This is a genomic window from Streptomyces sp. 184, from assembly GCF_045781775.1.
Taxonomy (GTDB): domain Bacteria; phylum Actinomycetota; class Actinomycetes; order Streptomycetales; family Streptomycetaceae; genus Streptomyces.
In genome coordinates this window covers 8,039,265-8,063,973 of sequence record NZ_CP123230.1, presented here as the reverse complement: position 1 = coordinate 8,063,973, position 24,709 = coordinate 8,039,265, and the positions used below count along the sequence as shown (strand labels likewise).

Here is a 24,709-nt window from a genome sequence, read left to right as displayed (position 1 = left end):
CGTATGTCGGGGTGGCGGCCAGGAGGCTGAACGCATGAGCATGTGGTGGTCCCTGCGACTGCGCCGGGAGGCGGCCAGCGTCCCGCTCGCCCGCCGCCTGCTGGTCGGCGCGATGGAGACGGCCGGGGTGGACCCGGACGTCGCCTTCGACCTCTCTCTCGCCCTCACCGAAGCGTGCGCCAACGCCGTCGAGCACGGCGGCGCCGCGGCCGGCGATGACTACCGTGTCACCGCCCACTTCGACGGCGACCGATGTCACATCGAGGTCATCGACTCCGGCCCCGGCTTCGCCGCCCGCACACCCCCCGACCCCACCCACCCCCCGGCCACCGCCCCGCCCCTCACCGACACCGGCGCGGAGGGCGGCCGCGGGCTGTTCCTGATCGCGGAGCTGAGCGACCACGTCGACATCCGCGACCGCCCCGGCCGCGGCGCGGTCGTCAGCTTCGACAAGATCCTCAAATGGCGCGAGGACGCCCCCCTCCAGGCCGCCTGACCCTCTGACCCTGGGCCTGCGCGTTCAGTCGACGGCTTCGTGCAGCAGGTCCCGCAGGGTCAGTGCCGCCGGTAGCGGGGCGGCGGGCAGTGCCACGTGGACGGTCCGGCGCAGGGCCGGGTCGGTGAGGCGGCGCAGGACGAGTTCGGCGGGGACCATCCGGGCGGCCAGCGAGGGGACCAGCGCCACCCCCAGGCCGGCGGCCGCGTAGCCGAACTTCCCGGTCCATTCCGCGATCCGGATGATCTTCCTGGGGGTGAAGCCCGCCCGGGCGCAGGCGTCGGCGAGCATCGTGGGACGGTCGCCGTACGCGCTGTGGAGCCATGCCTCGTCGTGCAGTTCACGCAGGTCGACCGTCGAGGCCCCGGCCAGGCGGTGCGTGCGGGGGAGGGCGACGAACAGTTCGTCCTCGCACAGCACGGTCGTCGTGACGCCGTCGGCCGACGGCAGGCCGGACGGGTAGTCGCTGACGACGGCGAGGTCCAACGCCCCGTCCGCGAGGCGCTCCATCAGCGTGTCGGTCCAGCCCTCGACCGCGATGACCTCGACGTCCGGCTTGGCGTGCCGGAGTGCCCGCAGGGCGGTGGGCACGAGCGAGATGTTGGCGGTGGCGAAGGCGCCCGTGTGCAGCAGTCCGCCGTTTCCGGCGTTGATCACGGCCAGTTCCCGCGCCGCCCGCGACAGCCGGTCGAGCACCTCCACGGCGTGCCGGTGCAGCGTACGGCCGAGGGGGTTGAGCCGTACGCCCCGGGGGAGTCGTTCGAACAGCGGGCCGCCCGCCTGCCGTTCCAGCGCGGCGATCCGCCGGGACACCGCGGACTGCGTGTAACTGAGCCGGGTCGCCGCCTTGGTGAACGATCCGGTCTCCGCCACGGCCACGAGCAGCCGAAGCGCGTCGACCTCGAACACGTCACTCCCCCTCCCTCGGCCACCCATTCTCCCAGTGCATGGGTCCCATGCGATCCAGTCGCTGGTGGAATGCCTTGGCCCGCCCTAACGTCATTCACCCGGCGGGCTTCGCGGGGGAACGGCCCGCCGCACCGCTGCCCATGAAGGCCGAGGGGGAGATGTGCCGTCAAGACCGGGAGCGCGGCAGACAGACGGCACGGGGAGGGACCGGTGACCCGGGGGGCGGCCGTCGAACTGCCGGCGATGCTGGCCGATCTGGCGGAACTCGTACGCTGCGAGTCCTTCTCGGCCGACCACGCGGCGGTGGCGCGAAGCGCCGAGGTGGTCGGCGCGCTCGGGCGGCGGCTGCTGGGGGCCGGGCCGGAGACGGTGGTGATCGGCGGTGTGACCCATCTGCGGTGGACGTTCGGCACCCCGCGGGTCCTGCTGGTGGGGCACCACGACACGGTGTGGCCCATGGGCTCGATCGAGAGCCGCCCCTGGTCGGTGGCCGGCGGGATCGCGCGCGGCCCCGGGGTCCTGGACATGAAGGCGGGCCTGGTGCAGATGTTCCACGCCGTGGCCTCGCTTCCGTCCCCGGACGGGGTGCGCATCCTCGTCAACGGGGACGAGGAGGTCGGCTCGGCAACCTCCCGGCAACTCATCGAGGAGTCCGTGCGCGGGTGCGCGGCCGCCCTTGTCCTGGAAGCGTCCGCGGACGCCGAGGGTGCGCTCAAGACCGCCCGCAAGGGCACTTCGCGGTACGAGGTCGTGGTGCACGGCAGGGCGGCGCACGCGGGCCTGGAACCGCAGAAGGGGATCAACGCCGCGGTCGAGGCCGCCCACCAGGTGCTGTCCATCGCCGGTCTAGGGGCCGGTCTCGGGGCGGGGGTCGGTGCCGGGGTGGGTGCCGTCGAGGGCGCCGACCCCCTCCTGGGCCTCGGCCCCGCGACCGTCACGCCCACCCTGCTGTCGGCCGGCAGCGCGCGCAACACGGTGCCCGCGCTGGCGCGGGTGTCGGTCGACGTGCGCGTGCCGACCTCGGTGGCGCAGGACCGGGTCGACTCGCTCATGCGGGGGCTCACGCCGCGGCTGCCCGGCGCCCGGCTGGAGGTGCTGGGCGGCAGCCGACGCCCGCCCATGGAGCCGGGTTCCTCCGCCGCACTGTTCGCCCTCGCCTCCCGAATCGCCGCGGAACTGGGCCAGGAACCGCTGCGGGGGATCGCCGTCGGCGGCGCCTCGGACGGCAACTACACCGCGGCCGCGGGCTGTCCGACGCTGGACGGCCTGGGCGCCGTGGGCGGTGGCGCCCATGCGGACACCGAGTACGTCAACGTCGGGCAGATGGTGCCCCGCACCCGTCTGCTCGCCCGGCTCATCGAGCGGAGCCGCAGGTGACGGCCTACGGCCGGTCCACATCGGTGGGTACGGCCCTGTTCCGGGGGAGGCGATGCACCATGCGGCATGGCGGGGACGGGTCCGGCCTCGGCGAGAAGCTCGGAAGCTATCCCATCGCGGGGGTGGGGGGCGGCCTGGCGCAGGTGGCGCGCCGGATCGGCATGGTGCTGTACGGCCTCGTGATCGTCTGCCTGGCAGCGCTCTCGCCCCCGGCGGCGTTCGCCAAGGGCGCCGTCCTGACAGCGGTGGTGCTCGTCCTGGCCGGCCTCGTGCCGGCATGGCGTCGTCTGTCCGCCAGGTTCGGACTCAGGCAATGCCACCTCTACACGGACGGCCTGGTCGTCACCAACCTGTTCGGCGGCGTGCAGGACGCGGTGACGTGGAGCGAGGTGACCGCGCTGAACCGGCTCAGCGGCGCGTCGGTCTTCATGGCCTTCCACCGGGTCGAGATCGCACGGCGCGGCCCGAGGCCCCTGGCGTTCCTGGCGATGGGCCCGAAACCACCCCTCGTGGACGCTCTGGTGGGCCAACTGGCCAGGAGCGGTATCCGCTGAGAGCGGCAGGCCGGGGCGGTGCGGGCTGCGCCGCGGGGCGTTACTCGAAGCTCACCTCGCCGTGTTCGTCCGCGCGGACGGGCAGGTCGTTCCAGGCGAAGTCGAAGTCGCCGTTCCGGCAGGACCACAGGATGTCCTGGCAGTAGTAGCCGGTGTCCTCGCCCGGTTCCGCGGTGAAGACGTCCGGCAGCCGGTCGCAGCGCGGGTCGCGGGGGGCCAGCGGGCCGGCGGCGTCGCTGCGGCCGACGTGCCAGGCGTACGCGGCGTAGACGGCCCTGGCGGTGTGGACGCTGGTGAGGGGGCGTATCTCGTAGCGGGGGCGGCTGTCCGCGGCGGCGTCGCGGGAGGTGTCGCGGGGGGTGTCGGTGATACGGACCCTCCAGGGCACCTCCACGTCCGCGTAGAGGACCGTGCAGCGCGCGGTGGCCCCGGCACGGTCGGGGAGTTCGCCGCCGGTGCAGCGGCCCGGCCGGACGGGCCGCAGGTCGTCGGCCATCAGCAGCGTCTCGCGCTGGAGGCGGACGAGGATCCTTTCGGTGTCGCTCGCGCCGCGGCCCGCCGCCGGTACGGCCCGCGCGGCGGCGGCGCCGGCCAGGGCGGGGCGCTTGCCGCCGGGGCGGATCTCGACGGGGCGCTGGTGGCCGCGGACGTCGGAGGGCTCGGGGCGGTCGTCGCAGCGGTGCGACGCCTCCGTACAGCCAGATAACAGGGTCACCACGGCTGTCACGGCTGCCACGGCGGAGACCAGGGCGCGGCTCATTACTCCGTTCTACCTCCGGACACCCTCCCGAACGAACAGTGCGCCCGGTTTACCCCGGCGGACACTCCGGCGGCGCTCGCTCTGTACGCTCCGGCGGACCGGCGCGTCCGCGGGCCCGTGGGCGCTTCCGCAGGCGCTTCTGTGGGCGCGTACGCCCGTTCGCTGCTCCGGTCGTGCGACCCCTTTGCCCTGAATGTACGATTTTGGCGTTGCCATTTCCTCCTGGAAGGAAGTCCGATGCCCCGTACGCGGAAAGCGACCCTCGGCGCCCTGGGCGCCACGCTCTGCGCGACCGCCCTTGTCGGCACCGCAGGCACCGCCCAGGCACAGGACGACAACGGCGTCGCGAAGAAGAGCGCCGCCGACATAGCCGCCCAGGCCGAGGAAGCCTTCAACGGCGCCCGGTCCATGCACGTCACCATGGAAAGGCAGGGCTCCGGCCTCGGCCGCGAGGACCCGACCAGCCTGGAGGTCTCCGCCGACCGCTCCGACAACTGCGTCGGCACCGTCGGCTACGCCGCGGACGGGGGCAGCCTGGAGATCATCAGGCACGGCGACAAGGTGTGGCTCAAGGCCGACACCGCCTGGCTGCGGAACAACCTCCCCTCCGACCAGGCGAACGACATCCAGAAGCTGGCCGGCAAGTACCTCCAGGGCACCGCCCAGGACCAGGGACTCTCCGACCTCGCCCGGCTGTGCAGCATCGACGAGTACCGCGACACCCTCAAGGACGCCACCTCCGCCGGCACCCTGGAGAAGGGCAGCGAGACGACCGTCGACGGCGTGCCCGTCATCGAGGTCACCGGCAAGCCCAACGGCATGGACCTGACCCTCTCCGTCGCCACCACGGGCACCGCCTTCCCGGTACGGGCGACCATGAACGGCAGCGGCGAGCAGCAGACGTCGAACTTCTCCTTCGACCAGCCCGTCCCCGACAAGACCCCGACCGCCGGCGAAACCGTCCCCTGGGGCACCTGACCCCGCCGCCTGACCCGCCCACCTGACCCGGCCACCGGACCCCGGCCCCCGGCACACACCCGCCCGCCCGCGCTCGCCCTGCCGCGATGTCAGTCCCCGGTGTGAGACTGGGGCGCATGAGCGAAGAGCGCGGGCGGGCACGTGACTTCGGCATCCCGCTGACCGGCGAGCCCGGCGAGTGGAACGCGATCACCGACGTCCCGGGAGTCCAGGTCGGGTACGTGACGCTGACCGAGGGCGACGACGTACGCACCGGGGTCACGGCGCTGCTCCCGCGCGGGCGCGACGGCGTCGGTGTCCCGTGCGCGGCCGGCTGGCACTCGCTCAACGGCAACGGGGAGATGACCGGCACCGCGTGGCTGGAGGAGAGCGGCGCGCTGGCGACGCCGGTGCTCCTCACCAACACGTACGCGGTCGGGCCGGTGCACCGCGGAGTGGTCGAGTGGGTGCGTACGCACCGGCGGGACATGGCGCCGGAGTGGCTGCTGCCGGTGGTCACCGAGACGTGGGACGGACACCTGAACGACATCCACGGCGACCACGTCACGCCCGCGCACGCGGGCGCCGCCATCGACGCGGCGGCGGGCGGGCCGGTCGCGGAGGGCAGCGTCGGCGGCGGCACGGGGATGCGGTGCTACGGGTACAAGGGCGGCTCGGGGACGGCGTCGCGGGTCGTGCGGTACGGGGCGGAGCGGTACACCGTCGGGGTGTTCGTGCAGGCCAACTTCGGGGCGCGGCGGGAGCTGGTGGTGGCGGGGACGCCGCTGGGGCGGGGGCTGGCGGAGGCGGCGCGGGCGGAGCGCGGGGGCGGTGCCGGTGGCGGCGGTGCCGGTGGCGGTGGTGCCGGCGGTACGGGCGCGGGCGGCGGGCCGGGCAGCGGCGGACGGAGCGGCGGTGCGGGTCGGGCCGGCGGCGGGCCGGGGGACGGTTCGTACGAGAACGGGAAGAGCCCTGCGAGCCCTGCCGGCCCCGCGGGTCCTTCGGGTCCCTCCGGTCCCGAGCGGCCCCTGCCGCCCGGGGCCGGGTCCGTCATCGTCGCCGTCGCGACCGACGCGCCGCTGCTGCCCGGCCAGTGCAAGGCCCTCGCCCGGCGCGTGCCGCTGGGCCTGGCCCGTACGGGCACCACCGGCAGCCACTTCTCCGGCGATCTCTTCCTCGCCTTCTCCACCGCCAACCCCGGCGCCCTCACCAGCACGTTCCCCGCGCGCCCCGCCGCGGGCGGGGACGCCGGCGGCGCCGAGGAGGCTCCGTACGAGACGCTGCGCTTCATCCCCTGGGGCCGTGTCGACCCCTTCCACACCGCGGTCGTCGAGGCCGTCGAGGAGGCCGTGCTCAACGTGCTGACCGCCGCCGGGCCCATGACCGGCCGCGACGGGCACCACGTGCCCGCGTTCCCGCTCGCCGCCCTCGCCGCACTGCCGGAGGCGCGTACGGACTGAACCGACCCCGGCGACCCCGCCACCGCGACCCCGCCCCGTCGGCGGCGTGTCGGTCCGCGCCCCGCCGCCGCCGGTGCCCACGATGGGTGCGCCGAGGCGAGAGGAGCCGCACCGTGGCCCTGCACCAGACCGACCGCGGCGTGGACGCACCGTACGACGACGTCTACGCGATGCCCATCAGCGAACACGGCCTGCCCAAGTACCGCATGCCCGAAGCGGTCTCCGACCCGCGCGCCGTCCACGCACTCATCCACGACGAGCTGGCCCTCGACGGCAACGCCGCGCAGAACCTGGCGACGTTCTGCACCACCTGGGCCGAGACCGAGGTCCACGACCTCATGGACGAGTGCCTCGACAAGAACATGGTCGACAAGGACGAGTACCCGCAGACCGCCGAGATCGAGAACCGCTGCGTGCACATCCTCGCCGACCTGTGGCACTCCCCCCACGGCGAGACCACCATGGGCTGCTCCACCACCGGCTCCAGCGAGGCCGCGATGCTCGGCGGCCTCGCCCTCAAGTGGCGCTGGCGCAAGCGCCGCCAGGCCGAGGGCAAGCCCGCCGACCGGCCGAACCTGGTGTGCGGGCCGGTGCAGGTGTGCTGGGAGAAGTTCGCCCGCTACTTCGACGTCGAGCTGCGCCAGGTGCCGCTGGAGCCGGACGCCACCGGGCTGCGCCCGCACCAGTTGCGCGAGTACGTCGACGAGAACACCATCGGCGTCGTCGCCATCCTCGGCGTCACGTACACCTGCGACTACGAGCCCGTGAAGGAGATCGCCGCCGAACTCGACGCGATCCAGGACGACACGGGCCTGGACGTACCCGTGCACGTGGACGCCGCCAGCGGCGGCTTCGTCGCCCCGTTCCTCCGCCCCGAGCTGGAGTGGGACTTCCGCGTGCCGCGGGTGGCGTCCATCAACTCCTCCGGCCACAAGTACGGCATGGCGCCCCTCGGCGTCGGCTGGGCGGTCTGGCGCTCCGCCGACCTGCTGCCCGAGGAGCTGATCTTCCGCGTCAGCTACCTGGGCGGCGACATGCCCACGTTCGCGCTGAACTTCTCCCGGCCCGGCGGCGAGGTCGTCGCGCAGTACTACAACCTGCTGCGGCTGGGCCGCGAGGGCTACCGCCGCATCTACCGCGCGGGGGCCGCCAGCGCCGAGTGGCTGGGCGGGCAGATCGCCGGCATGGGCCCGTTCACGCTGCTCTACGACGGGCGCGGCGCGCTGCCCGCGGTGTCGTGGACGCTGACGGACCCGGCGGGCGCGGGCTTCACGCTGTACGACCTGACGGAGCAACTGCGGCTGCGGGGCTGGCAGGTGCCCGCGTACCCGCTGCCGCCGCGGCGGCAGGAGACCGTCATCCAGCGGGTGCTGATCAGGCACGGGATCAGCCACGACAAGATCGAGCTGCTGGCGGGGGACGTACGGGCGGCGCTGGCGCGGCTGAAGGACGGGGCCGGGACGCCCGCGCCGCAGCAGCCGGGGTTCCACCACTGAGGCGGGGACGGCTGTACGGGGTCAGCCGGGGACGCCTGTGCGGGATCACTCGGGGACGCCCGTACGGGGTCAGTCGGCCGCACGGCGTACGGTCGGCGCGTAGAAGCGGGCGAAGAGCAGCGTCAGCACCGCACCCCCCACCGCCCACGCCCCCAGCACCAGCAGCGGCCCCGTGATCGCCCGCCCGTCGAAGTACGCGATCGACCGCGCCGTCCACGTCCCCGCGCCCGGGATCAGCGCCGGGCCGATCTCCCGCCAGAACGGCGGCAGCAGCGGATACGGATACGCCCCGCCCGCACTCGGGTTGCCCGCGATGACGATCACCAGCACCGTCACCCCGATCCCGACGACGCCCAGCATCCCCTGGAACGCGAACGTCGTCGCCCCCGCCGCACACACCACCAGCGCCCCGAGCGCCGCCAGCCCCACCACACTGCCCGGCAGCGCCCCCAGCACCGGCCCGACGACCACCGCCCCCAGCAGCCCCAGCGCAACCGAGTACAGCACCAGCACCGCCAGCCGGATCACCGCCCGCCGCAGATCCGAGGGGCGGGCCCCGTAACTGACGGCGAGGATCGCCGCGCACAGATACCCGCCGACACACCACCCCACGACCAGGTAGAACGCCGACAGCCCGCGCGCGTCCCCGGCGCTCGCCGGCGCCACGTCCACCGTCCGTACGGCCCGCCCCTGCTCCCGTTCCGCCGCCGTGACGACCTCCCGTACCGCATCCGCCAGCGACTGCCCGCCGCCGCTCGCGACCAGCAGCACGTCCCTGTCCCCCCGCGGGTCGGCGACCAGCGCGCCGTCCAGCTTCCGGTCCCGGATCCGCGCCACCGCCTCGTCCCGCGACGCCACCGCCCGCGCCGCCAGCGGCGAGCCCGCCAGCCCGTCGAGCCCGCCGACCAACTCCCCGCGCACCCGCTCCGGCGCCACCACCCCGAACGGGACGTCCTTCGGCTTCGGCGAGTGAAAAGCACCCGCGTACGAGGTGATGAACAGCACCCCCAGCGCCAGCACCCCGAGCACCAGCAGCGCCGAACGCGGCGTCACCGCGTCCCTCACCTCGCCCCGGAAACTCCCCGCCCCGCCACCGCCCGTCCCAGAGGCCCCGCCGCCCCCCGCACCGCCCCCGGCCAGCCCGCCGCCGGCCGCCCCGCTGCCACCCCGGCCGTCCCCGCTGTCCAGACGCATGACCTCAGCGTCCGCGACACCCCACCCGCCCGCACCGCGGATACACCCGAACGTGCGCCCCCACCCCGCTCACGGCATCACCGCCAGCACCAGATACGCGCAGAACAACGCCAGATGCACCCCGCCCTGCTGCAATGTCGCCCGCCCGTGCGTCACCGTCAGCGTCCCCACCGCCACCGTCATCGTCAGCAGCACCAACTGGCTGCTGCCCAACCCCAGCTTCAGCGGCCCCTCCAGCCATATCGACGCGATCGCCACCGTCGGGATCGTCAGCCCGATGCTCGCGATCGCCGACCCGTACGCCAGGTTCAGACTCGTCTGCACCCGGTCCCGGCCCGCCTCCCGCACCGCCGCGATCGACTCCGGCAGCAGCACCAGCAGAGCGATCGCCGCACCCACCGCCGACTGCGGCAGCCCCGCCGCATCGAGCCCGTCCTCGATCGCCGGCGACAGCCCCTTCGCCAGCCCCACCACACAGACCAGCGCCAGCAGCAGCATCCCGGTACTCAGCCACGCGGCCCCCCGCGACGGCCGGTGCGCCGGATCGTCCAGGTCGTCGATCACGTCACCGCCCGGCGTCACCGGCAGGAACTTCTCCCGGTGCCGCACCGTCTGCGTCGCCACGAAGACCCCGTACAGCGCGATCGACGCCAGCGCCGCGAAGGCGAGCTGCGGCGTCGAGAAGACCGGCCCCGGCTCGCTGGTGGTGAACGTCGGCAGAACGAGGCTCAGCCCCGCCAGCGTCGTCACCGTCGCCAACTGCGTGCCCGTGCCCTCCGCGCTGAAGAACGCCTCCCCGCGGCGCAGCGCGACCAGCAGCAGGCTCAGGCCCACGATCCCGTTGCAAGTGATCATCAAGGCGGCGAAGACCGTGTCGCGCGCGAGCGCGCTCGACTTCTCACCGCCGTCGACCATCATCGTGACGATCAGCGCCACCTCGATGACCGTCACCGCCACCGCCAGCACCAGCGCCCCGTACGGCTGCCCGATCCGCTCGGCGATCACCTCCGCGTGGCGCACGGCGGCGAGCACGGCGGTGATCAAGAAGAAGGAGACCACGCCGGTGAGAAGGCCCGAGAGCGAACGCTGCCAGGTGAAGGCGAGCATCACGGCGGCGACCGGCGGCACGACGGCCGACCAGTGGAGGCGCCTGGCAGCCGTGCGGACGGTCATGCTCCGACACTGGCAGACGGCAGGCGCCCCTGCTCATCAGGCGCGGCCGGACGGCGGTCCCGTACGCCCCCTGCCCCACACCCCGAACCCCCCTGCCCTACGCCCCCCTCAGCCCACCGCCGCCAAGCGGTGCTCCTGCGGGCTCACCCCGTGCACCCGCTTGAACGCCGCACTCAGCGCAAACGGACTCCCATACCCCACCCGCCGCGCCACCGCACCCACCGTCGCATCCGGCTCCCGCAGCAGATCCGCCGCCAACGCCAGCCGCCACCCCGTCAGATACGTCATCGGCGGCTCCCCCACCAACTCCGCGAACCGCCGCGCCAGCGCCGCCCGCGACACCCCCGACCGCACCGCCAGCTCCGCCACCGTCCACTGATGCGCCGGATTGTTGTGCAGCAGCTTCAACGCCCGCCCCACCACCGGATCACCCTGCGCCCGATACCACCCCGGCGCCCGCGCCTCCGGCCGCGCGAACCACGCCCGCAGCGCCGCCACCACCAGCAGATCCAGCAGCCGGTCCAGCACCACCCGCTGCGCCGGCCCGTCCCGCCCGATCTCCTCCTCCAGCACCGGCAGCAGCGGACAGTCGCACATGTCCTTCGTCAGCACCACCAGCCGCGGCAGCGCATCCAGCAGCCGCGCCCCGATCTCCCCCGTGTTCTCGTACGAACCGATCAGCATCTTCGACGACGCATCCCGGCTGTACCCCCACGTCCGCACCCCCAGATCCATCTCCCCCGCGAGACTCTGCCCGTCCGGCGTCTCACACCGCCCGCCCGGATGGATCATCGCCTGCGGCTCGGTCGACGGATCGTCGGAGAAGACGTACGGATCCGGGCCGCGCATGATCGCCATCTCGCCCTCCCCCACCCGCACCGGCGCCGCGTCGTCATACGTCACCCACGCCGAACCACTCGCCAGCGCCACGATGCACAACGGCGCCCGGTCCACGATCCGCACCGACCACGGCGGCTCCAGAATCGCGCGCATCATGAAAGCGCCGTGCGCGCGCGGGCTGTCCAGTAGCCCCGCAATCGAATCCATGCCCCCCAGCCTAGACGCTCGCGTATGCCGACGAGCCTTTCAACCATGGAGCGTCCAGCCCGCCGCGGCTTCACTATCCCTATGACACAGACCGGCACCACCACAGAACAGAACACCCACCTCATCATCGGCGGCACCGGCAAGACCGGCCGCCACGTCGCACAGACCCTCACCGCCCGCGGCCACGCCGTCCGCGCCGTCTCCCGCCGCAGCGACACCCCCTTCGACTGGCACGACAGCACCACCTGGAAACCCGCCCTCCACGGCGTGAGCGCCGCCTACCTCACCTACGCCCCCGACCTCGCCGACCCCGCCGCCGCCCCCGCCATCCGCGCCTTCACCGAGACGGCCGTACGCGCCGGAGTGGAGCGCCTCGTCCTCCTCTCCGGCCGCGGCGAACCCGAGTGCCACCCCAGCGAGGACGCCGTCAAGGAATCCGGCGCCCGGTGGACCGTCGTCCGCTGCTCCTGGTTCATGCAGAACTTCGACGAGGACTTCCTCCTCGACCCCGTCCTCAGCGGCGAACTCGTCCTCCCTGCCGCCGACGTCCCCGAGCCGTTCATCGACACCCGCGACATCGCCGACGTCGTGGTCGCGGCCCTCACCGAAGACGGGCACAGTGGGACCACGTACGAGCTGAGCGGCCCCCGGCTGCTCACGTTCGGCGAGGCCGCCGCCGAGATCAGCGGCGCCACGGGCCGCGACGTGCGCTACGTGCCCGTCACCCCCGAACAGTTCCGCACGGCCGCCGCCGGACACCTCCCGACCGATGTCGTCGAGATCTTCGCCGACCTGTTCACGCGCATACTCGACGGCCGCAACGCCCACCGCACCGACGGCGTACAGCGAGCCCTGGGGCGCGCCCCCCGCGACTTCACCGACTTCGTGCGCGAGGCCGCCGAGAGAGGAGCCTGGAATGTCTGACTTCCGTACGGCGGTGCTGTTCGCGGCCGTCCTCACCACCGGACTGAGCGCAGGACTGTTCTACGTCTGGTCGTACTCCGTGATGCCGGGCCTCGCCCGCGCCGGCGACCGCACCTTCGTCGAGTCCTTCCAGCACATGAACCGGGCGATGATGAACGGCTGGTTCGCCCTCAGCTTCGGCGGCGCCTTCGTCCTCCTGCTCCTCGCCGGCGGACTGCTCCTCGGCGCGGACGGCGACCAGCGCTCCAAGGCACTGCCCTGGCTGATCGCCGCCCTCGTCCTGTACGTGGCCATGCTCGTCATCACCTTCGCCGTCAACGTGCCGATGAACAACGAACTCGACGCCGCCGGCGCCGTCGACCAGATCAAGGACCTGGCGGGACTGCGCGAACGGGTCGAGGACAGGTGGGTGCGCTGGAACAACGTCCGCTCCGTCGTCACCGTGGCCTCCTTCGGCTGCGTGAGCTGGGCACTGCTCCAGTACGGACGCGCCACCGGCAAGGGATAGCGGGGTGGCGGCACGAGGCCGGCGCCGGGAACCACGGGGTTCCGGCGCCGGCCTCCGGCGTGTGCGGGGGGCGCTTGCGCGGGCGCGGGCCGGGCCGGGAGGCGGGCCGGGGGGCGGGCCGGGGGGCGGGGCTCAGCGCGGGCCGGGCCCGGCCAGGGCTCGCGGCCGGGCAGGGGAAAGCCCCCGGCGGGGCCCGCCTCCGCGTGCACTGGGGGGAGTGTCGCGGGGCGGCCCGCCGGGGGCCCGGGGGATGGTCTGGGAGCGGATGCGGTGACGGGGGAGCGGGGACCGGGCGCGGCGGTTCTGCCGGCTGTCAGCCGGGGGTCAGGGCCGTCGCCGTCGGATCAGTCGTCGTCGCGGTCGTCGGAGTCGTCGTCGTCCCGGTCGTCGTGGTCGTCGTCCTTGCCGTCGTCGTCCCGGTCGTCACGGTCGTCGTCGCCGTCGCCGTCGTCGTCCCGGTCGTCGCTGTCGTCGGTGCGGTCCGCGACGACGTCACCGCTGCCGGCATCGACGTTCACCTCGTACCACTTGCCGTCCTCACCGAGGATGTCGATCTCCCACCGGTGGGCCCCGCCGCGGTCGTCACCGTCGAACTCCGCCGACTCCACCGTGCCGGCCCGCTCCTGGAGCGCCGCCGCGATCGCGTCGTCCACGCTCACCTTCGCCGCGGCGAGCGCCTCGCCCTCGGCCCGGTCGTCGGCGTCGCGGCCGTCGTCGTCGCGGCCGTCCTTGCCGTCGTCGTCCCGGTCGTCCCGGTCTTTCCGGTCATCGCGGTCGTCCCGGTCGTCGCCGTCGTCGTCACGGCCGTCGTCGTCGCCGACCTGCACGTCCGCCGGCACCGAGGCCGCATCCGCCCCGCTGTCGCCGTTCGAGACCGCGACCGCGGTCACCGTGCCACCCGTGACCAGCGTCGCGGTCGCGATGGCGGCGATGACGATGTTGCGCTTCATGAGGGTCCTCCCGCTTTCGGCGGCTCGTGCCGCTGTGTGCTGACAGAGACCAACCTGCCTGAACGATCCTGAAGGGACCCTGAAGGGACCTGAAGGGTTCTTCAGCTTCGGTTTGCGACCCTTGGGGCATGCGACTGCTGATCGTCGAGGACGAACGACGCCTCGCCACCTCCCTCGCCCGCGGACTCGCCGCCGAGGGCTTCGCCGTGGACGTCGTCCACGACGGCGCGGAGGGCCTGCACCGGGCCACCGAGACCGACTACGACCTCATCGTCCTCGACATCATGCTCCCCGGCATGAACGGCTACCGCGTCTGCTCCGCCCTCCGCGCCGCCGGCGACGAGACCCCGATCCTCATGCTCACCGCCAAGGACGGCGAGTACGACGAGGCCGAGGGCCTCGACACAGGCGCCGACGACTACCTCACCAAGCCCTTCAGCTACGTCGTCCTCCTCGCACGCGTACGCGCCCTCCTGCGCCGCCACGGCCGCACCGCCGCGCCCGTCCTGCGCGTCGGCGCCCTCGCCGTCGACCCCGCCACGCGCCGCGTCCACGTCGGCGAGGCGGAGGTGGCCCTGACGACCAAGGAGTTCGCCGTCCTGGAAGTGCTGGCGCAGCGCGCCGGCGAGGTCGTCGCCAAGTCCGAGATCCTCGACCACGCCTGGGACTTCGCGTACGACGGCGACCCCAACATCGTCGAGGTCTACGTCAGCGCCCTGCGCCGCAAACTCGGCGCCCGCACCATCCAGACCGTACGCGGCGCCGGCTACCGGCTCGCCGACCCGGACGGCGCCGGCGGTGCCCGTGCGTAGCCCGTTCGCCTCGGTACGCGCCAAGGCCGCGGTCGGCGCGACGGCCGTCGTCGCCCTGGCGCTCGTCGCCGCCGGCGTCGCCGTCCTGCTCGTGCTCCGCTCCAACCTGCACGACCAGGCCGCACTCCGGGCCGAGGTCAACGCCCGCCGCATCGCCACCGACCTGAGCAACGGCACCCCGCTCGCCGACATCGACCTCCCCGACGACAACCCCATGGTCGTACGCGACGACAACGACCAGCCGGTGCTCGCCAGCGACGACCTCACCATCATCGACGGCGCCGGCGGCCCCGAGACCCAACTCCCGCCGGAAACCCGCAAGGAGCCGACCGCATCCCCGACGCCGACGTCGAGCCCGAGCCCGAGCCCGGCGAGCCCGACGCCGAGCCCCACCGGGGACTCCGACGACTCCGACGACTCCGACGACTCCGACGACGACGGGGACGACGGGGACAGCGGGGACGACGACTCCGACGACGACGCGGACGACGACTCCCCCTCCGGCTCCGACGACGACTCCAACTCGGACGACTCCGGCTCGGACGACTCCAACGCCGACGACTCCGCCTCGGACGACTCCGACGACGACCCCGCGCCGCGCCGGGGCGAGGTCGAGGACGAGCCCGACCACGACGACGGCACGGCCGTACTCGACGGCGAACGCGGCGACTACCGCTTCGCCGGCCTCAAGACCACCTCCCCCGACGGCCGGACCTACACCGTCTGGGCCGGCGTCCCCCTCGACACCGAGCAGAAGGCCGTCGACACCGTCGGCCGCACCATGCTCGCCGGGCTGGTGCCGCTGCTCGCCGTCGTGGCCGGCGTGACCTGGCTCGTCACCCGGCGCGCGCTGCGCCCGGTCGAGGGCATCCGCGGCGAGATGGCCGCGATCACCGCCTCCACCGACCTGTCCCGCCGGGTCCCGGAACCCGCCACCCGCGACGAGGTCGCCCGGCTGGCCCGTACCACCAACGAGACCCTGACCGCGCTGGAGGAGTCCGTCGAGCGCCAGCGCCGCTTCGTCGCCGACGCCTCCCACGAACTCCGCAGCCCCATCGCCTCCCTGCGCACCCAACTGGAAGTCGCCGCCGCCCACCCCGAACTGCTCGACCTGGACGGCGCGGTGGCGGACACCGTGCGGCTCCAGCACCTCGCCGCCGACCTGCTGCTGCTGGCCCGGCTCGACGCCGGGGAGGAGCCTTTGGGCAAGCCGGTCGCGCTGGACGCGCTGGTGCGCGAGGATGTGGAGCGCCGGAACGCGGAGGGACCGGGCGGCCCCGACGCCGGGCGCCGGGTGGCGGTCGTGGCCGGGGAACCGGCCGACGCGACGGTGGCCGGTTCGCGGAGCCAACTGGAGCGCGTCCTCGGCAACCTGCTGGACAACGCCGTACGGCACGCCGCCGGCCGGGTCGACGTCCGGGTGCGCCGCGAAGGTACGTGGGTGGTGCTGGAGGTCGCGGACGACGGCGCGGGAGTGCCGCCGGCGGACCGGGAGCGGATCTTCGAGCGGTTCGTACGCCTCGACGACGCGCGCAGCCGCGACGACGGCGGCGCGGGCCTGGGGCTGGCGATCGTCCGGAACGTCGTCGAACGCCACGGCGGCTCGATCGGCATCGGCGAAGCCCCGGGCGGCGGGGCGCTGTTCACGGTGCGGCTGCCGCTGCGCGGGCAGACCGACGGATGATGACCCATGGCTAACGAATGACGGATGACGGCTGACAGATTGCAAATTCTGTCAGGTGGTCGTGGGTTGGCGACGGATGGCCCCGGCGGCTGCCGGCGGGCACGGAATTCGTGCGAACCTTCCGTGCCCGCCTTGCGTCTTCTCCAGTGCACCGGCCGGTGTCCGCCCGTACGCACCGGCCGGTGCTCCGCACTTCTCGCGCAGCCCCGCGACCGCGTCCCCGCGCCCTGCCCCCGCCTCAGGCGCGCAGGCGCGCCATCCAGGATTCCACCTCGTCTGCCTGCCGCGGCAGGTGGTCCGACAGGTTCCGGCAGCCCAGCTCCGTCACCAGGATGTCGTCCTCGATCCGCACCCCGATGCCCCGGTACTCCTCCGGCACCGTCAGGTCGTCGAGCTGGAAGTACAGCCCCGGCTCCACCGTCAGGCACATGCCCGGCCGCAGCGTCCCGCCCACGTACTCCTCGGTGCGGGCGGCGGCGCAGTCGTGGACGTCGATGCCCAGCATGTGCCCCGTGCCGTGCAGCGTCCAGCGCCGCTGGAGCCCCAGCTCCAGCACCTTGTCCACGTCGTCGACCTGGAGCAGCCCCCACTCGATGAGTTTCGCCGCCAGCACCCGCTGCGCGGCGTCGTGGAAGTCGCGGTACGCCGCGCCCGGCCGGACGGCGGCGATGCCGGCCTCCTGCGCCTCGTAGACGGCGTCGTAGATGCGCCGCTGGAGCGGCGTGAACGTGCCGTCGATGGGGAGGGTGCGGGTGACGTCGGCGGTGTAGAGGTTGCGGGTCTCGACGCCGGCGTCGAGCAGGAGCATGTCGCCGGAGCGGACGGTGCCGTCGTTGCGTACCCAGTGGAGCGTGGTGGCGTGCGGGCCGGCGGCGCAGATGGAGCTGTAGCCGACGTCGTTGCCCTCGACGCGGGCGCGGAGGAAGAATGTTCCCTCGATGTAGCGCTCGCTGGTGGCCTCGGCCCGGTCGAGGACCTTCACGACGTCCTCGAAGCCGCGCGCGGTCGACTCGCACGCGTACTCCAGCTCCGCGATCTCGAACTCGTCCTTGACGAGCCGCATCTCGGAGAGGAAGACGCGGAACTCCTCGTCCCGCTCGCCGGTGACCTTGTCGTCGAGTGCTTTGTCGACGGCCGCGTCGTAGCCGCGCAGCAGCCGTACGGGCCCGGTGGCCTCGGCGAGGTGCTCGGTCAGCTTGCGCACGTCCTTGACGGGCAGGCCGAGCAGTTTCTCGTTCTCGGTGAGGCTGTTGCGCCGGCCGACCCACAGTTCGCCCTGGCCGGAGAGCCAGAACTCGCCGTTCGTACGGTCCGAGCGCGGCAGCAGGTACGCGGTCGCCTCGTGGCCCGGCTTGCCGTCGTCGGTGGTGACGGGTTCCAGGACGAGCACGCCGTCCTCGGTCTGGTCGCCGGTGAGGTAGGCGTAGTCGGAGGAGGGCCGGAAGGGGTATTCGGTGTCGTTGGCCCGCACCTTGAGGTTGCCGGCGGGGACGACGAGGCGTTCGCCGGGGAAGCGGGCGGAGAGCGCGGCGCGGCGGTCGGCGGCGTACGGGGCCTGCGGGACGGGCCGCAGGTCGTGGCGTTCGGTGTCGGCCCAGCCGGACTTCATGTTCTCGGCGAGTTCGTCGGAGAGGCCGCCGTAGAGGCCGTTCTTGCGCTGCTTGACGGGCTTCTCCGCGTCCTCGGTCCCCTCGGCCCCCTCGGCGCCTTCGACTCCTTCGGTTCCCCCGGCGCCCTCCGCACCGTCCGCGCCCGCGGCGCCTTCCGCGGTCTCCGCGGGTTCCGCGGTCTCCGCGTTCTCGGGCGTCCGGGTCTGCGGCTGCTCCTCGGTCACGGCTTCCTCCTCTGCGATGCGTCGGCCGCTTCCAGCGTACGGCCGGGGGCGCGGCTCGAAGACCCTGCGAGCAGTGACGTTTCGAACGAGCGGGAGCGCTCAGCCGGTGAGCTGTACGGCGAGCAGGACGACGTCCTCGGGGTGGTCGGCGCCGTCGTCGGGGCCGGGGGGCAGGAGGCGGGCGAGGACGTGGTCGGTGAGCGCTTCGGGGTCGTCGCGTACGGGCGCGGGGGCGGTGGCGGCGGCGTGGTGGAGGCGGGTCATGGCCTGGTCGGTGGGCCGGCCGGTGCGGTGGAGGAGGCCGTCGGTGTAGAGCAGGACGGTTTCTCCGGGGGCGGGGTCGATGGTGACGCTGGGCGCTTCCCAGCAGGTCAGCATGTTCAGCGGCGCGGACAGGGTGGTCTCGGCGTACTCGGTGCGCCAGGGGCCGGTGACGAGCGGCGGGCAGTGGCCGGCGCCGGCGACGACGATGCTGCGGCGGCCGGGCGGCGCGTACGCGAAGAGGGCGGTGGCGCGGCGCCCGGGTTCGGTGAGCCGCATGAGCAGTTCGAGGTCGGAGAGGACGGCGACGGGGTCTTCGCCTTCCATGACGGCGTACGCGCGCAGTCCTGCCCGCAACTGGCCCATGGCGGCGACGGCGGCGGGCCCGCCGCCGCCGGCGGAGCCGACGGCGAGGCCGAGGGCGCCGTCGGGGAGGGGGAGTACGTCGTAGAAGTCGCCGCCGCCGCGGGGTCCGGTGCGGTGCCGGACGGCGACGCGGGCGCCGGGTACGCGGGGGAGGCACGCGGGGAGCAGCGCGGCGCGTACGCCGTCGGCGGCGGTGCGGGCGCGGGCGAGGTCGAGGAGGCGGGCGAGGTGGTCGCCGGCGTGGCGGGCGTAGAGGCCGGCGATGCGGCGCTGGCGGTCGGTGGGGCGGGCGGGTTCGTCGTAGAGCCACTCGACTGCGGCGAGGAGCGCGGGCGCGGAGGAGGCGGGCGCGGGGGCGGGGCGTCCGGGTGGGCGGGGGGCGCCGGGTTGCGGGGGCGCGCCGGGCCGGGAGGGCGGCGGCGGTACGGGCCCGGGGCGTGCGCCGGGGGCGTAGGGGGGTCCGGTGGGCGGTACGGGGCCGGGCGCGCCGGGTTGTCCCGGTACGGGGTATCCGGGGGTGTGCGGGTCGGGGGGTGTCGCGGCGGGGCGGCCGGGGTGGGCGGGGCCCGGTGCGGGCGGGGCCTGCGGTCCGTAGCCGGTCGGGCCGGGTGCCGCGGGGTGCCGCTGCCCGTACGTGGTCTCGCCGGGCTGGGCGGCACCCGGCTGCCCCGGCCCGGCGTGCCCCGGGCCCGTACCCGCGTGTCCGGGAGCCGGCTGCCCGGGTGCCGCTTGTCCCGCGCCCGCTTGCACCGCGCCCGGCTGTCCCGCGCCCGGCTGTCCCCGCTGTCCCCGCTGTCCGGTTCCCGTCTGGCCCGGTTGTGCCATACCGCCCTGGTCCGGCTGTCCCGGTCCCGGGTGTCCTGAACCCGCCGGTGCGCTCCCCGCCGGCCCTCCGTCGCCCCCCGCGCCCGCGCCGCCGGCCCTGTCCGTCGTCGCGGTGAGCGGCACGGCGTAGCCCGCCGCGTAGCCGAGGCGGGTGGCGACGTCGCGGTGGCGGGGGTGGAGATCGGGTTCGGCGGCGAGGTCGGGGCGGCAGATGTCGGCGGGGCGGGTGGCGGCGGGGGTGTCGAGGATCCGTCCGTACGACGTGGACGCGCGTGGCACGGTTTCCATGGCGCCCAGTTCCGCGGCGCCGATGCCGTAGCCGACGCGGGCGTCGGGGCCGCGGCCGTCGGCGGGCTGGAGTACGGCGAATCCGCGGCGCGCGCCGAGCAGTTCCGCGCCGGCGCGGAGGATCTCGTGGAGCGCTTGTTCCAACTCCGTGGTGCGTGCGAGGCGTCCGGTGAGTTCGTGCAGGGCGGTGAGGTCGCCGGCCCAGGCGGAGAGGCGGTCGTACGAGGCCGCGGGGGACTCGGTGGGGTGGGTGATTGCGGGTCGTAGCAGCCGCTGTAGCTCAATTCCAGCCACATTCGGGAACGGTGGGGTGCTCAAAGCAGGCGGCCTTCGCGCAGCGGTCCCGCACCCGCGGCCGGCGGTCCGGTGCAGCCCCTCCATACGGGCCTGACCGGCACTTGCATCGCGCTCAGCAGCATTGCAGACCCCCATCTCATGCTGTACCACTCGCAATAGATCCACATTTACACGGACTGGTGATGCGATGTCCAGTGTTGTCGGCCCGGGCATGGTGGTGTTCGCGGGGCATCTGTGATTGGCTGAAAATCGATGGGTGCTCTGTTCAACTGCGGTCGACTGGATTTCGACACGGAGGTCCCCACACAAGCCGGCAACGGCAGGAACCCGCCCAGGCGGCAGTGCGTCCTACAGATCAGAGCCCGGGCTCCGCCCGTGCGTGCCGCGCGACCGTACGAACCCAGCGCACGCACCGACGCACCGAAGCAGCGCACCGACGCAGCAGAGACACCGCATCGAGACAGCAGTGACTGCATGACCCTCGCAAGGTGATCGGCCAGCAGACCCTGGTGCCACGGAAGGATGAGCGCTCATGCGCGAATATCCCGGAAAGCGGCGCAGGCGTAACGGGCAGCGGGCGCTGCCGGACGCGGCGCTGACGTTCGCTTCGCAGTGGCAGTGGCCCGTCGTGCCCGGAGCGAGCCTGGAGCCCCCGAGGCGCGGCCGGCGAGACCGGACGCAGGCCCCGGCCGCGCAGCCGCGCGACCGCGGGTGTGCCTGCCCCTATCCGGAGTGCGCCGCACCCGGAGCACATCCCCATGACCCCGGCGTGCTCGCCGCGACCACGGACCCGCGGATGGTCCACTGGTGGTGGGAGCAACGCCCCGACGCGCCGGTGCTGCTCGCGACCGGCGGCCGCGCCCCGAGCGCGGTCAGCCTGCCCGCCGTGACCGCCGCCCGGGCGCTGACCCGGCTGGACCGGCTCGGTGTGCGTACGGGCCCGGTGGTGGCCACGCCGGAGCGCTGGGCGCTGCTGGTGGCCAGCTACGACTACGACGAGCTGGGCGAACTGCTCGGCGAGCACGGCTGGGTGCCCTCGTCGCTGGGTTTCCACGGCGAGGGCGGCTATCTGGCGCTGCCGCCGTCGGAGACGGGTGCGGGGCGGGTCCGCTGGGAGCGGGCGCCGCGGCCGGACGGCGGGGCGCCGTGGGTGCCTCCGGTGGCGTCGGTGGTCGACGTCCTGGTGGAGGCGGTGGCGGCGGCCCCGGGCGGCGGCAGCAGACTCGCCGGCTGAGCGGCGCGCGGCGCCGGGCCGTATGGTGCCGGGCCGTGTGGTGATGAGCGGCGCGGCGCCGGGCCGTGTGGTGCGTACGTACGGCCGGGCCGTGCCTGTGCGCGGCCGTGTGGTGCGTACGAGAGGCAGAGCGGTGCGTACGGGCAGGTGTGCCGTGAGGCGGCCCGTGCGCGCCGTCGGCTTTTCCGGCTCCACCGGAATGGCCCTGTGCGGTCGGGGTGGTGGGTTCCGCGGCTTCGCGTGAAATTTCGGCGGGCGCCGGCGACCGGGCATGTAAAGACCCGGCCGCTGGCGACGGGGGATGCACCAGCGACCGGGCTACAAGCGACGGTAACAACACTTTGGCGTTTCGCAAATTCGAACGTCGTAATTCCCGTCAAATGATGGACCCGTCATACCGCACGGTATGCAGTTGATCAGCTCAGCGTCACCTGGCGGTTGGCGAGTCCGCCGCGGGCCTTGCGCTCGGTCCCCGTGAGCGGTTCGGTCACGGCCAGCGCCGCCTCCAGCCGCTCCCGGAACTCGGCGGCCGGCTTCTCGCAGTCCTCCGCCGTCATGGCCGACGGCAGGTCCCACACGGGCACCACGAGCCCGTGCGCGCGGAACGACCCGACGAGCCGGGTGTCTTCGGCGAGCGCGGAGGTGCCGGCGGCGTGCAGCCGGGCGAGGGCGTCGAGGAGGCGCTCCTCGGGGTGGGGCATGACCCAGCGCAGGTGGTTCTTCTCCGGCGCCTCGCACCAGTACGCGGCCTCGACGCCGTCGAGGCGGGCGGTGGGGATGGCGGCGGCGTTGGCCCGTTCCAGCGAGGCGGTGACCTCGCCGGTGGCCGACTCGGCGTCGTCCAGCCAGAACTCGAACCCGTCGTGCACCACGGGCCTGATCGCCGCCGAGGAGTCGAGGAGGTCCTGGAGCCGCGGGCCGTCGCCGGTGCCGGTGGGGGCGGCCGGTTCGACGGGGGAGCCGGGGGTGGCGGTCAGCGCGCGCTTGAGCACGTCGGCGAGGTCGCGGCTGATGTCGCCGGAGGCGGTGTCGTTCTGGAGCCCGAGGAGGACGGTGCCGTCGTCGCGGCGCAGCGCGGGCCAGGCCATGGGCAGCACGGTGGCGAGGGTGAGCGACGGTACGTCGTCGGGCAGGCCGGCGGCGAGGGTCAGTTCGGCGGTGCCGGCGGGCACCAGTTCGCGCAGCGCCACCCAGTCGCACTCGCCGGGCAGGCCCTCGAAGGGCCGGCGGACCAGCTCGGTGACGGCCTGCGCGGCGGCGCGGCCGTGGCATGCCTTGTACCGCCGGCCGGAGCCGCACGGGCAGGGCTCGCGGGCGCCGACGACGGGAATGTCGCCGTCGGGCACGGCGGCGGGCTGGGATGCCTTCGTACGGGGGCGGCGCTTCTTCGCCATGGCTGGATTGCTCCGTTCGGGGCGCGGACGGTGTCACGTACCGCCGGAGCCTAGTCCCAGCGTCGGGTGTCCGGGTCGGGTGCCCGTGCCCGGGGCGGTGGCGCGTGCGGTGCGGGGTCCGTGCCGCGTGCGGTCCCGGGGCCGGCGTCAGTGGCCGGGAAGGGACGCCCAGACCGTGACCTCGCCGAGGGCGCCGGCGTCGTAGCGCACGCCCCAGTCGCAGGCGAGGGAGGAGATGATGGCCAGCCCGCGGCCGCCTTTGGCGGTGACCGAGGGTGTGGCGGGAAGTGGTCGGGTGGGTCCGCCACCGTCCGTGACGGCGACGGTGACGCGGCCGTCCGGATCGATGCGCCAGTCGGCCCGTACGCGGGTGTCCGCGGTACCGGGGGCCGGGGCGGCGGGCGGTGATTCGGGGGCCTGGGCGGCGGTGCCCGCGGCTTCCGCGCCGGGGGGCGGGTTCCGGCCCGGGCCGTGGTCCGGCGCGGTGTCGCCCCGGGCGCGTACGAGCACTTCGGCGTCCGCGGTCGACGCGGCCGTGGCCAGCGGTCTGGCGTGCCTGCATGCGTTGCTGAGCAGCTCGGACAGGACGAGCACGGCGTCGTCGACGGTCGCCTCGGACGTGCCCCGGGCGCGCAGGTCGGCGCGCAGGCGGCGCCGCGCGAGCCCCACTCCGTCCGGGCCGTGGGGAACGGCCATGGACGAAGCCGGCGCTTGCTGTGCCACCACGAACATCACCACCCCCAGCGATCTCCTCGCCCCGCAACAGGGAGTCAATGCCCCCGCGGGGTGGATCGGAAACCGGCCAACCGGCGACCGTTGATGCACTCGTTACGTAACCGAACGCAGTGCGCGCGCCGGTGTACTACGCGTAGTCACGCATGGCCCGTGGGCGGGTTGTCGTAGCCGATGCGGTCGAGTTGGGCCCGGACCTGGCGCGGGCGGTTGGTGATGAGGGCCTCGACGCCGAGGCGCGCGCACAGGTCGACGTCGTCGGGTTCGTTGACGGTCCAGACGTGGACGCGGTTGCCGGCGCGGTGGAGGCGGTCGACGTAGCCGGGGTTGTTCCGGACGATGCGCAGGCTGGGGCCGGCGATGCCGACGCCGCGCGGGAGGCGGCCGTCGCGGAAGCGGGGGAGGAGGAACTGCATGAGGAAGACGGTCGGGACGGCGGGCGCGGCGGCGTGGATGCGGTGCAGGGAGCGGGCCGAGAAGCTCATCACCCGGACGAGGGAGGGCTCGTCGGTGGCGGGGGTGGTGCCGGGGGCGGTATGGGGTGGGAGGCCCGCGGCCCTGCGGGTTGTGCGCCGGGTGCCGCCGGCCGGCGGGGTGCCGGGGCCCGGCGGGCCGGCGAGGCCGAACCGGCGCAGCAACTCGACCAGCTTCTCCTCCACCTGCCCGGCCCAGCGGGTGGGGTGCTTGGTCTCGATGGCCAGCTCCACCCGCCGCCCGGCGTCGGTGACCAGTTCCAGCAGCCGCTCCAGGGTGAGTACCGAGGTGCGTTCCCAGTCCGGTTCCTCCGGTGCCTCGCGCTGGCGCCGGCCGATCTCGTCGCGGCGGGCCTCGCGCGCCTTCCAGGAGCCGAAGTCGAGGGTGGCGAGGTCGGCGAGTTCCAGTGCGGAGACGGCGCCGCGGCCGTCGGAGGTACGGTTGACGCGCCGGTCGTGGACGCAGACGAGATGGCCGTCGGCGGTGAGCCGCACGTCGCACTCCAGGGCGTCGGCGCCCTCCTCGATGGCCGTGCGGTACGCGGCGAGCGTGTGCTCCGGTGCGTCCTCGGACGCGCCCCGGTGCGCGACGACGGCGGGCGGGCCCGGTTCCGTACGCCCGTACGGCCGATCCGCGGGTGCTTGGCTCACCGGCTCATGGTGCCACCCGTCGGGGCCGCCGGCCCGGCCCTCGTCTGCCACCC

Annotated in this window: 22 protein-coding genes; 11 read left to right on the top strand and 11 right to left on the bottom strand. The window is 74.0% G+C overall.

All coding sequences use genetic code 11. The annotated features are described in order from the left end of the window. Window positions 1-34 precede the first annotated feature (34 nt). Window positions 35-496, top strand: coding sequence for an ATP-binding protein (locus QBL21_RS34575; protein ID WP_407566157.1), 462 nt, complete (start codon window positions 35-37; stop codon window positions 494-496). Between the two features lie 24 nt (window positions 497-520). Here the strand turns inward: QBL21_RS34575 and QBL21_RS34570 are convergent, their stop codons facing one another. Next, window positions 521-1,405 carry a LysR family transcriptional regulator gene (locus tag QBL21_RS34570; protein WP_407566156.1) on the bottom strand — a complete coding sequence of 295 codons (885 nt, stop codon included), beginning with the start codon at window positions 1,403-1,405 and terminating at the stop codon, window positions 521-523. Window positions 1,406-1,648: 243 nt separating this feature from the next. On the opposite strand from QBL21_RS34570, the gene QBL21_RS34565 reads away from it, so the two are divergent. Beyond that, window positions 1,649-2,782, top strand: coding sequence for a M20 family metallopeptidase (locus QBL21_RS34565; RefSeq protein WP_407566664.1), 1,134 nt, complete (start codon window positions 1,649-1,651; stop codon window positions 2,780-2,782). A gap of 59 nt (window positions 2,783-2,841) precedes the next feature. Continuing rightward, window positions 2,842-3,336: a hypothetical protein gene (locus QBL21_RS34560; RefSeq protein ID WP_407566155.1), complete on the top strand. Its 495-nt coding sequence runs from the start codon at window positions 2,842-2,844 to the stop codon at window positions 3,334-3,336. Between the two features lie 40 nt (window positions 3,337-3,376). Here QBL21_RS34560 and QBL21_RS34555 read toward each other — a convergent pair whose 3' ends face one another. After that, window positions 3,377-4,096 (bottom strand): hypothetical protein, encoded by a 720-nt coding sequence (locus QBL21_RS34555; protein ID WP_407566154.1) that lies wholly within the window; start codon window positions 4,094-4,096, stop codon window positions 3,377-3,379. Window positions 4,097-4,333: 237 nt separating this feature from the next. Between QBL21_RS34555 and QBL21_RS34550 the strand changes: the two genes are divergently transcribed. The 3 genes from QBL21_RS34550 (at window position 4,334) to QBL21_RS34540 (ending at window position 8,009) form a co-directional block, all read left to right on the top strand. Continuing rightward, window positions 4,334-5,074 (top strand): hypothetical protein, encoded by a 741-nt coding sequence (locus tag QBL21_RS34550; protein ID WP_407566153.1) that lies wholly within the window; start codon window positions 4,334-4,336, stop codon window positions 5,072-5,074. 116 nt (window positions 5,075-5,190) lie between these two features. Then, a complete protein-coding gene (locus tag QBL21_RS34545; RefSeq protein ID WP_407566152.1) occupies window positions 5,191-6,513 on the top strand; it encodes a P1 family peptidase in 1,323 nt (440 codons plus the stop codon). A 113-nt stretch (window positions 6,514-6,626) separates the two neighbouring features. Next, window positions 6,627-8,009 (top strand): glutamate decarboxylase, encoded by a 1,383-nt coding sequence (locus QBL21_RS34540; RefSeq protein WP_407566151.1) that lies wholly within the window; start codon window positions 6,627-6,629, stop codon window positions 8,007-8,009. Window positions 8,010-8,078: 69 nt separating this feature from the next. Here QBL21_RS34540 and QBL21_RS34535 read toward each other — a convergent pair whose 3' ends face one another. The 3 genes from QBL21_RS34535 to QBL21_RS34525 form a co-directional block, all read right to left on the bottom strand. After that, window positions 8,079-9,203: a DUF3533 domain-containing protein gene (locus QBL21_RS34535; RefSeq protein WP_407566150.1), complete on the bottom strand. Its 1,125-nt coding sequence runs from the start codon at window positions 9,201-9,203 to the stop codon at window positions 8,079-8,081. 69 nt (window positions 9,204-9,272) lie between these two features. Next, the gene (locus tag QBL21_RS34530; RefSeq protein ID WP_407566149.1) at window positions 9,273-10,376 is read right to left on the bottom strand and encodes a calcium:proton antiporter; all 1,104 of its coding nucleotides are present in this window, start codon (window positions 10,374-10,376) and stop codon (window positions 9,273-9,275) included. 108 nt (window positions 10,377-10,484) lie between these two features. Then, window positions 10,485-11,423, bottom strand: a complete 939-nt coding sequence (locus QBL21_RS34525) for an AraC family transcriptional regulator (protein WP_407566148.1) — start codon at window positions 11,421-11,423, stop codon at window positions 10,485-10,487. Between the two features lie 81 nt (window positions 11,424-11,504). Here QBL21_RS34525 and QBL21_RS34520 point away from each other — a divergent pair, with 81 nt between their 5' ends. Further along, on the top strand, window positions 11,505-12,347 hold the full coding sequence (locus QBL21_RS34520; RefSeq protein ID WP_407566147.1) for an NAD(P)H-binding protein: 843 nt from the start codon (window positions 11,505-11,507) through the stop codon (window positions 12,345-12,347). Continuing rightward, window positions 12,340-12,855, top strand: coding sequence for a DUF1772 domain-containing protein (locus tag QBL21_RS34515; RefSeq protein WP_407566146.1), 516 nt, complete (start codon window positions 12,340-12,342; stop codon window positions 12,853-12,855). Before QBL21_RS34520 ends, QBL21_RS34515 begins: the two co-directional genes overlap by 8 nt. A 344-nt stretch (window positions 12,856-13,199) precedes the next feature. Here the strand turns inward: QBL21_RS34515 and QBL21_RS34510 are convergent, their stop codons facing one another. Next, on the bottom strand, window positions 13,200-13,805 hold the full coding sequence (locus QBL21_RS34510) for a PepSY domain-containing protein (protein WP_407566145.1): 606 nt from the start codon (window positions 13,803-13,805) through the stop codon (window positions 13,200-13,202). A gap of 128 nt (window positions 13,806-13,933) precedes the next feature. On the opposite strand from QBL21_RS34510, the gene QBL21_RS34505 reads away from it, so the two are divergent. Both QBL21_RS34505 and QBL21_RS34500 read left to right on the top strand, forming a co-directional pair. Then, window positions 13,934-14,617, top strand: a complete 684-nt coding sequence (locus QBL21_RS34505) for a response regulator transcription factor (RefSeq protein WP_407566144.1) — start codon at window positions 13,934-13,936, stop codon at window positions 14,615-14,617. Between the two features lie 214 nt (window positions 14,618-14,831). Beyond that, window positions 14,832-16,301 carry a sensor histidine kinase gene (locus QBL21_RS34500; RefSeq protein WP_407566663.1) on the top strand — a complete coding sequence of 490 codons (1,470 nt, stop codon included), beginning with the start codon at window positions 14,832-14,834 and terminating at the stop codon, window positions 16,299-16,301. A gap of 238 nt (window positions 16,302-16,539) precedes the next feature. Here the strand turns inward: QBL21_RS34500 and QBL21_RS34495 are convergent, their stop codons facing one another. Both QBL21_RS34495 and QBL21_RS34490 read right to left on the bottom strand, forming a co-directional pair. Next, entirely contained in the window at window positions 16,540-18,135 is a 1,596-nt protein-coding gene (locus tag QBL21_RS34495; protein WP_407566143.1) for an aminopeptidase P family protein, read from the bottom strand. A gap of 99 nt (window positions 18,136-18,234) precedes the next feature. Next, on the bottom strand, window positions 18,235-20,169 hold the full coding sequence (locus QBL21_RS34490; protein ID WP_407566142.1) for a SpoIIE family protein phosphatase: 1,935 nt from the start codon (window positions 20,167-20,169) through the stop codon (window positions 18,235-18,237). Between the two features lie 535 nt (window positions 20,170-20,704). Here QBL21_RS34490 and QBL21_RS34485 point away from each other — a divergent pair. Further along, window positions 20,705-21,406, top strand: a complete 702-nt coding sequence (locus tag QBL21_RS34485) for a bifunctional DNA primase/polymerase (protein ID WP_407566141.1) — start codon at window positions 20,705-20,707, stop codon at window positions 21,404-21,406. 416 nt (window positions 21,407-21,822) lie between these two features. Here QBL21_RS34485 and QBL21_RS34480 read toward each other — a convergent pair whose 3' ends face one another. The 3 genes from QBL21_RS34480 to QBL21_RS34470 all read right to left on the bottom strand — a co-directional run bounded on the left by QBL21_RS34480 (window position 21,823) and on the right by QBL21_RS34470 (window position 24,656). Further along, window positions 21,823-22,800, bottom strand: coding sequence for a DUF5926 family protein (locus QBL21_RS34480; protein WP_407566140.1), 978 nt, complete (start codon window positions 22,798-22,800; stop codon window positions 21,823-21,825). Window positions 22,801-22,947: 147 nt separating this feature from the next. Continuing rightward, window positions 22,948-23,538, bottom strand: coding sequence for an ATP-binding protein (locus tag QBL21_RS34475; RefSeq protein ID WP_407566139.1), 591 nt, complete (start codon window positions 23,536-23,538; stop codon window positions 22,948-22,950). A gap of 134 nt (window positions 23,539-23,672) precedes the next feature. Next, window positions 23,673-24,656: a glycerophosphodiester phosphodiesterase gene (locus QBL21_RS34470; RefSeq protein ID WP_407566138.1), complete on the bottom strand. Its 984-nt coding sequence runs from the start codon at window positions 24,654-24,656 to the stop codon at window positions 23,673-23,675. Window positions 24,657-24,709 lie beyond the last annotated feature (53 nt).

Excerpts from the sequence above, each read along its gene's own strand:
- QBL21_RS34575 (WP_407566157.1), top strand. The coding sequence starts at position 35 with ATGAGCATGTGGTGGTCCCTGCGACTGCGCCGGGAGGCGGCCAGCGTC.
- QBL21_RS34565 (WP_407566664.1), top strand. The coding sequence starts at position 1,649 with ATGCTGGCCGATCTGGCGGAACTCGTACGCTGCGAGTCCTTCTCGGCC.
- QBL21_RS34560 (WP_407566155.1), top strand. The coding sequence starts at position 2,842 with ATGCGGCATGGCGGGGACGGGTCCGGCCTCGGCGAGAAGCTCGGAAGC.
- QBL21_RS34555 (WP_407566154.1), bottom strand. The coding sequence starts at position 4,096 with ATGAGCCGCGCCCTGGTCTCCGCCGTGGCAGCCGTGACAGCCGTGGTG.
- QBL21_RS34550 (WP_407566153.1), top strand. The coding sequence starts at position 4,334 with ATGCCCCGTACGCGGAAAGCGACCCTCGGCGCCCTGGGCGCCACGCTC.
- QBL21_RS34545 (WP_407566152.1), top strand. The coding sequence starts at position 5,191 with ATGAGCGAAGAGCGCGGGCGGGCACGTGACTTCGGCATCCCGCTGACC.
- QBL21_RS34535 (WP_407566150.1), bottom strand. The coding sequence starts at position 9,203 with ATGCGTCTGGACAGCGGGGACGGCCGGGGTGGCAGCGGGGCGGCCGGC.
- QBL21_RS34530 (WP_407566149.1), bottom strand. The coding sequence starts at position 10,376 with ATGACCGTCCGCACGGCTGCCAGGCGCCTCCACTGGTCGGCCGTCGTG.
- QBL21_RS34525 (WP_407566148.1), bottom strand. The coding sequence starts at position 11,423 with ATGGATTCGATTGCGGGGCTACTGGACAGCCCGCGCGCGCACGGCGCT.
- QBL21_RS34520 (WP_407566147.1), top strand. The coding sequence starts at position 11,505 with ATGACACAGACCGGCACCACCACAGAACAGAACACCCACCTCATCATC.
- QBL21_RS34515 (WP_407566146.1), top strand. The coding sequence starts at position 12,340 with ATGTCTGACTTCCGTACGGCGGTGCTGTTCGCGGCCGTCCTCACCACC.
- QBL21_RS34510 (WP_407566145.1), bottom strand. The coding sequence starts at position 13,805 with ATGAAGCGCAACATCGTCATCGCCGCCATCGCGACCGCGACGCTGGTC.
- QBL21_RS34505 (WP_407566144.1), top strand. The coding sequence starts at position 13,934 with ATGCGACTGCTGATCGTCGAGGACGAACGACGCCTCGCCACCTCCCTC.
- QBL21_RS34500 (WP_407566663.1), top strand. The coding sequence starts at position 14,832 with ATGGTCGTACGCGACGACAACGACCAGCCGGTGCTCGCCAGCGACGAC.
- QBL21_RS34485 (WP_407566141.1), top strand. The coding sequence starts at position 20,705 with ATGCGCGAATATCCCGGAAAGCGGCGCAGGCGTAACGGGCAGCGGGCG.
- QBL21_RS34480 (WP_407566140.1), bottom strand. The coding sequence starts at position 22,800 with ATGGCGAAGAAGCGCCGCCCCCGTACGAAGGCATCCCAGCCCGCCGCC.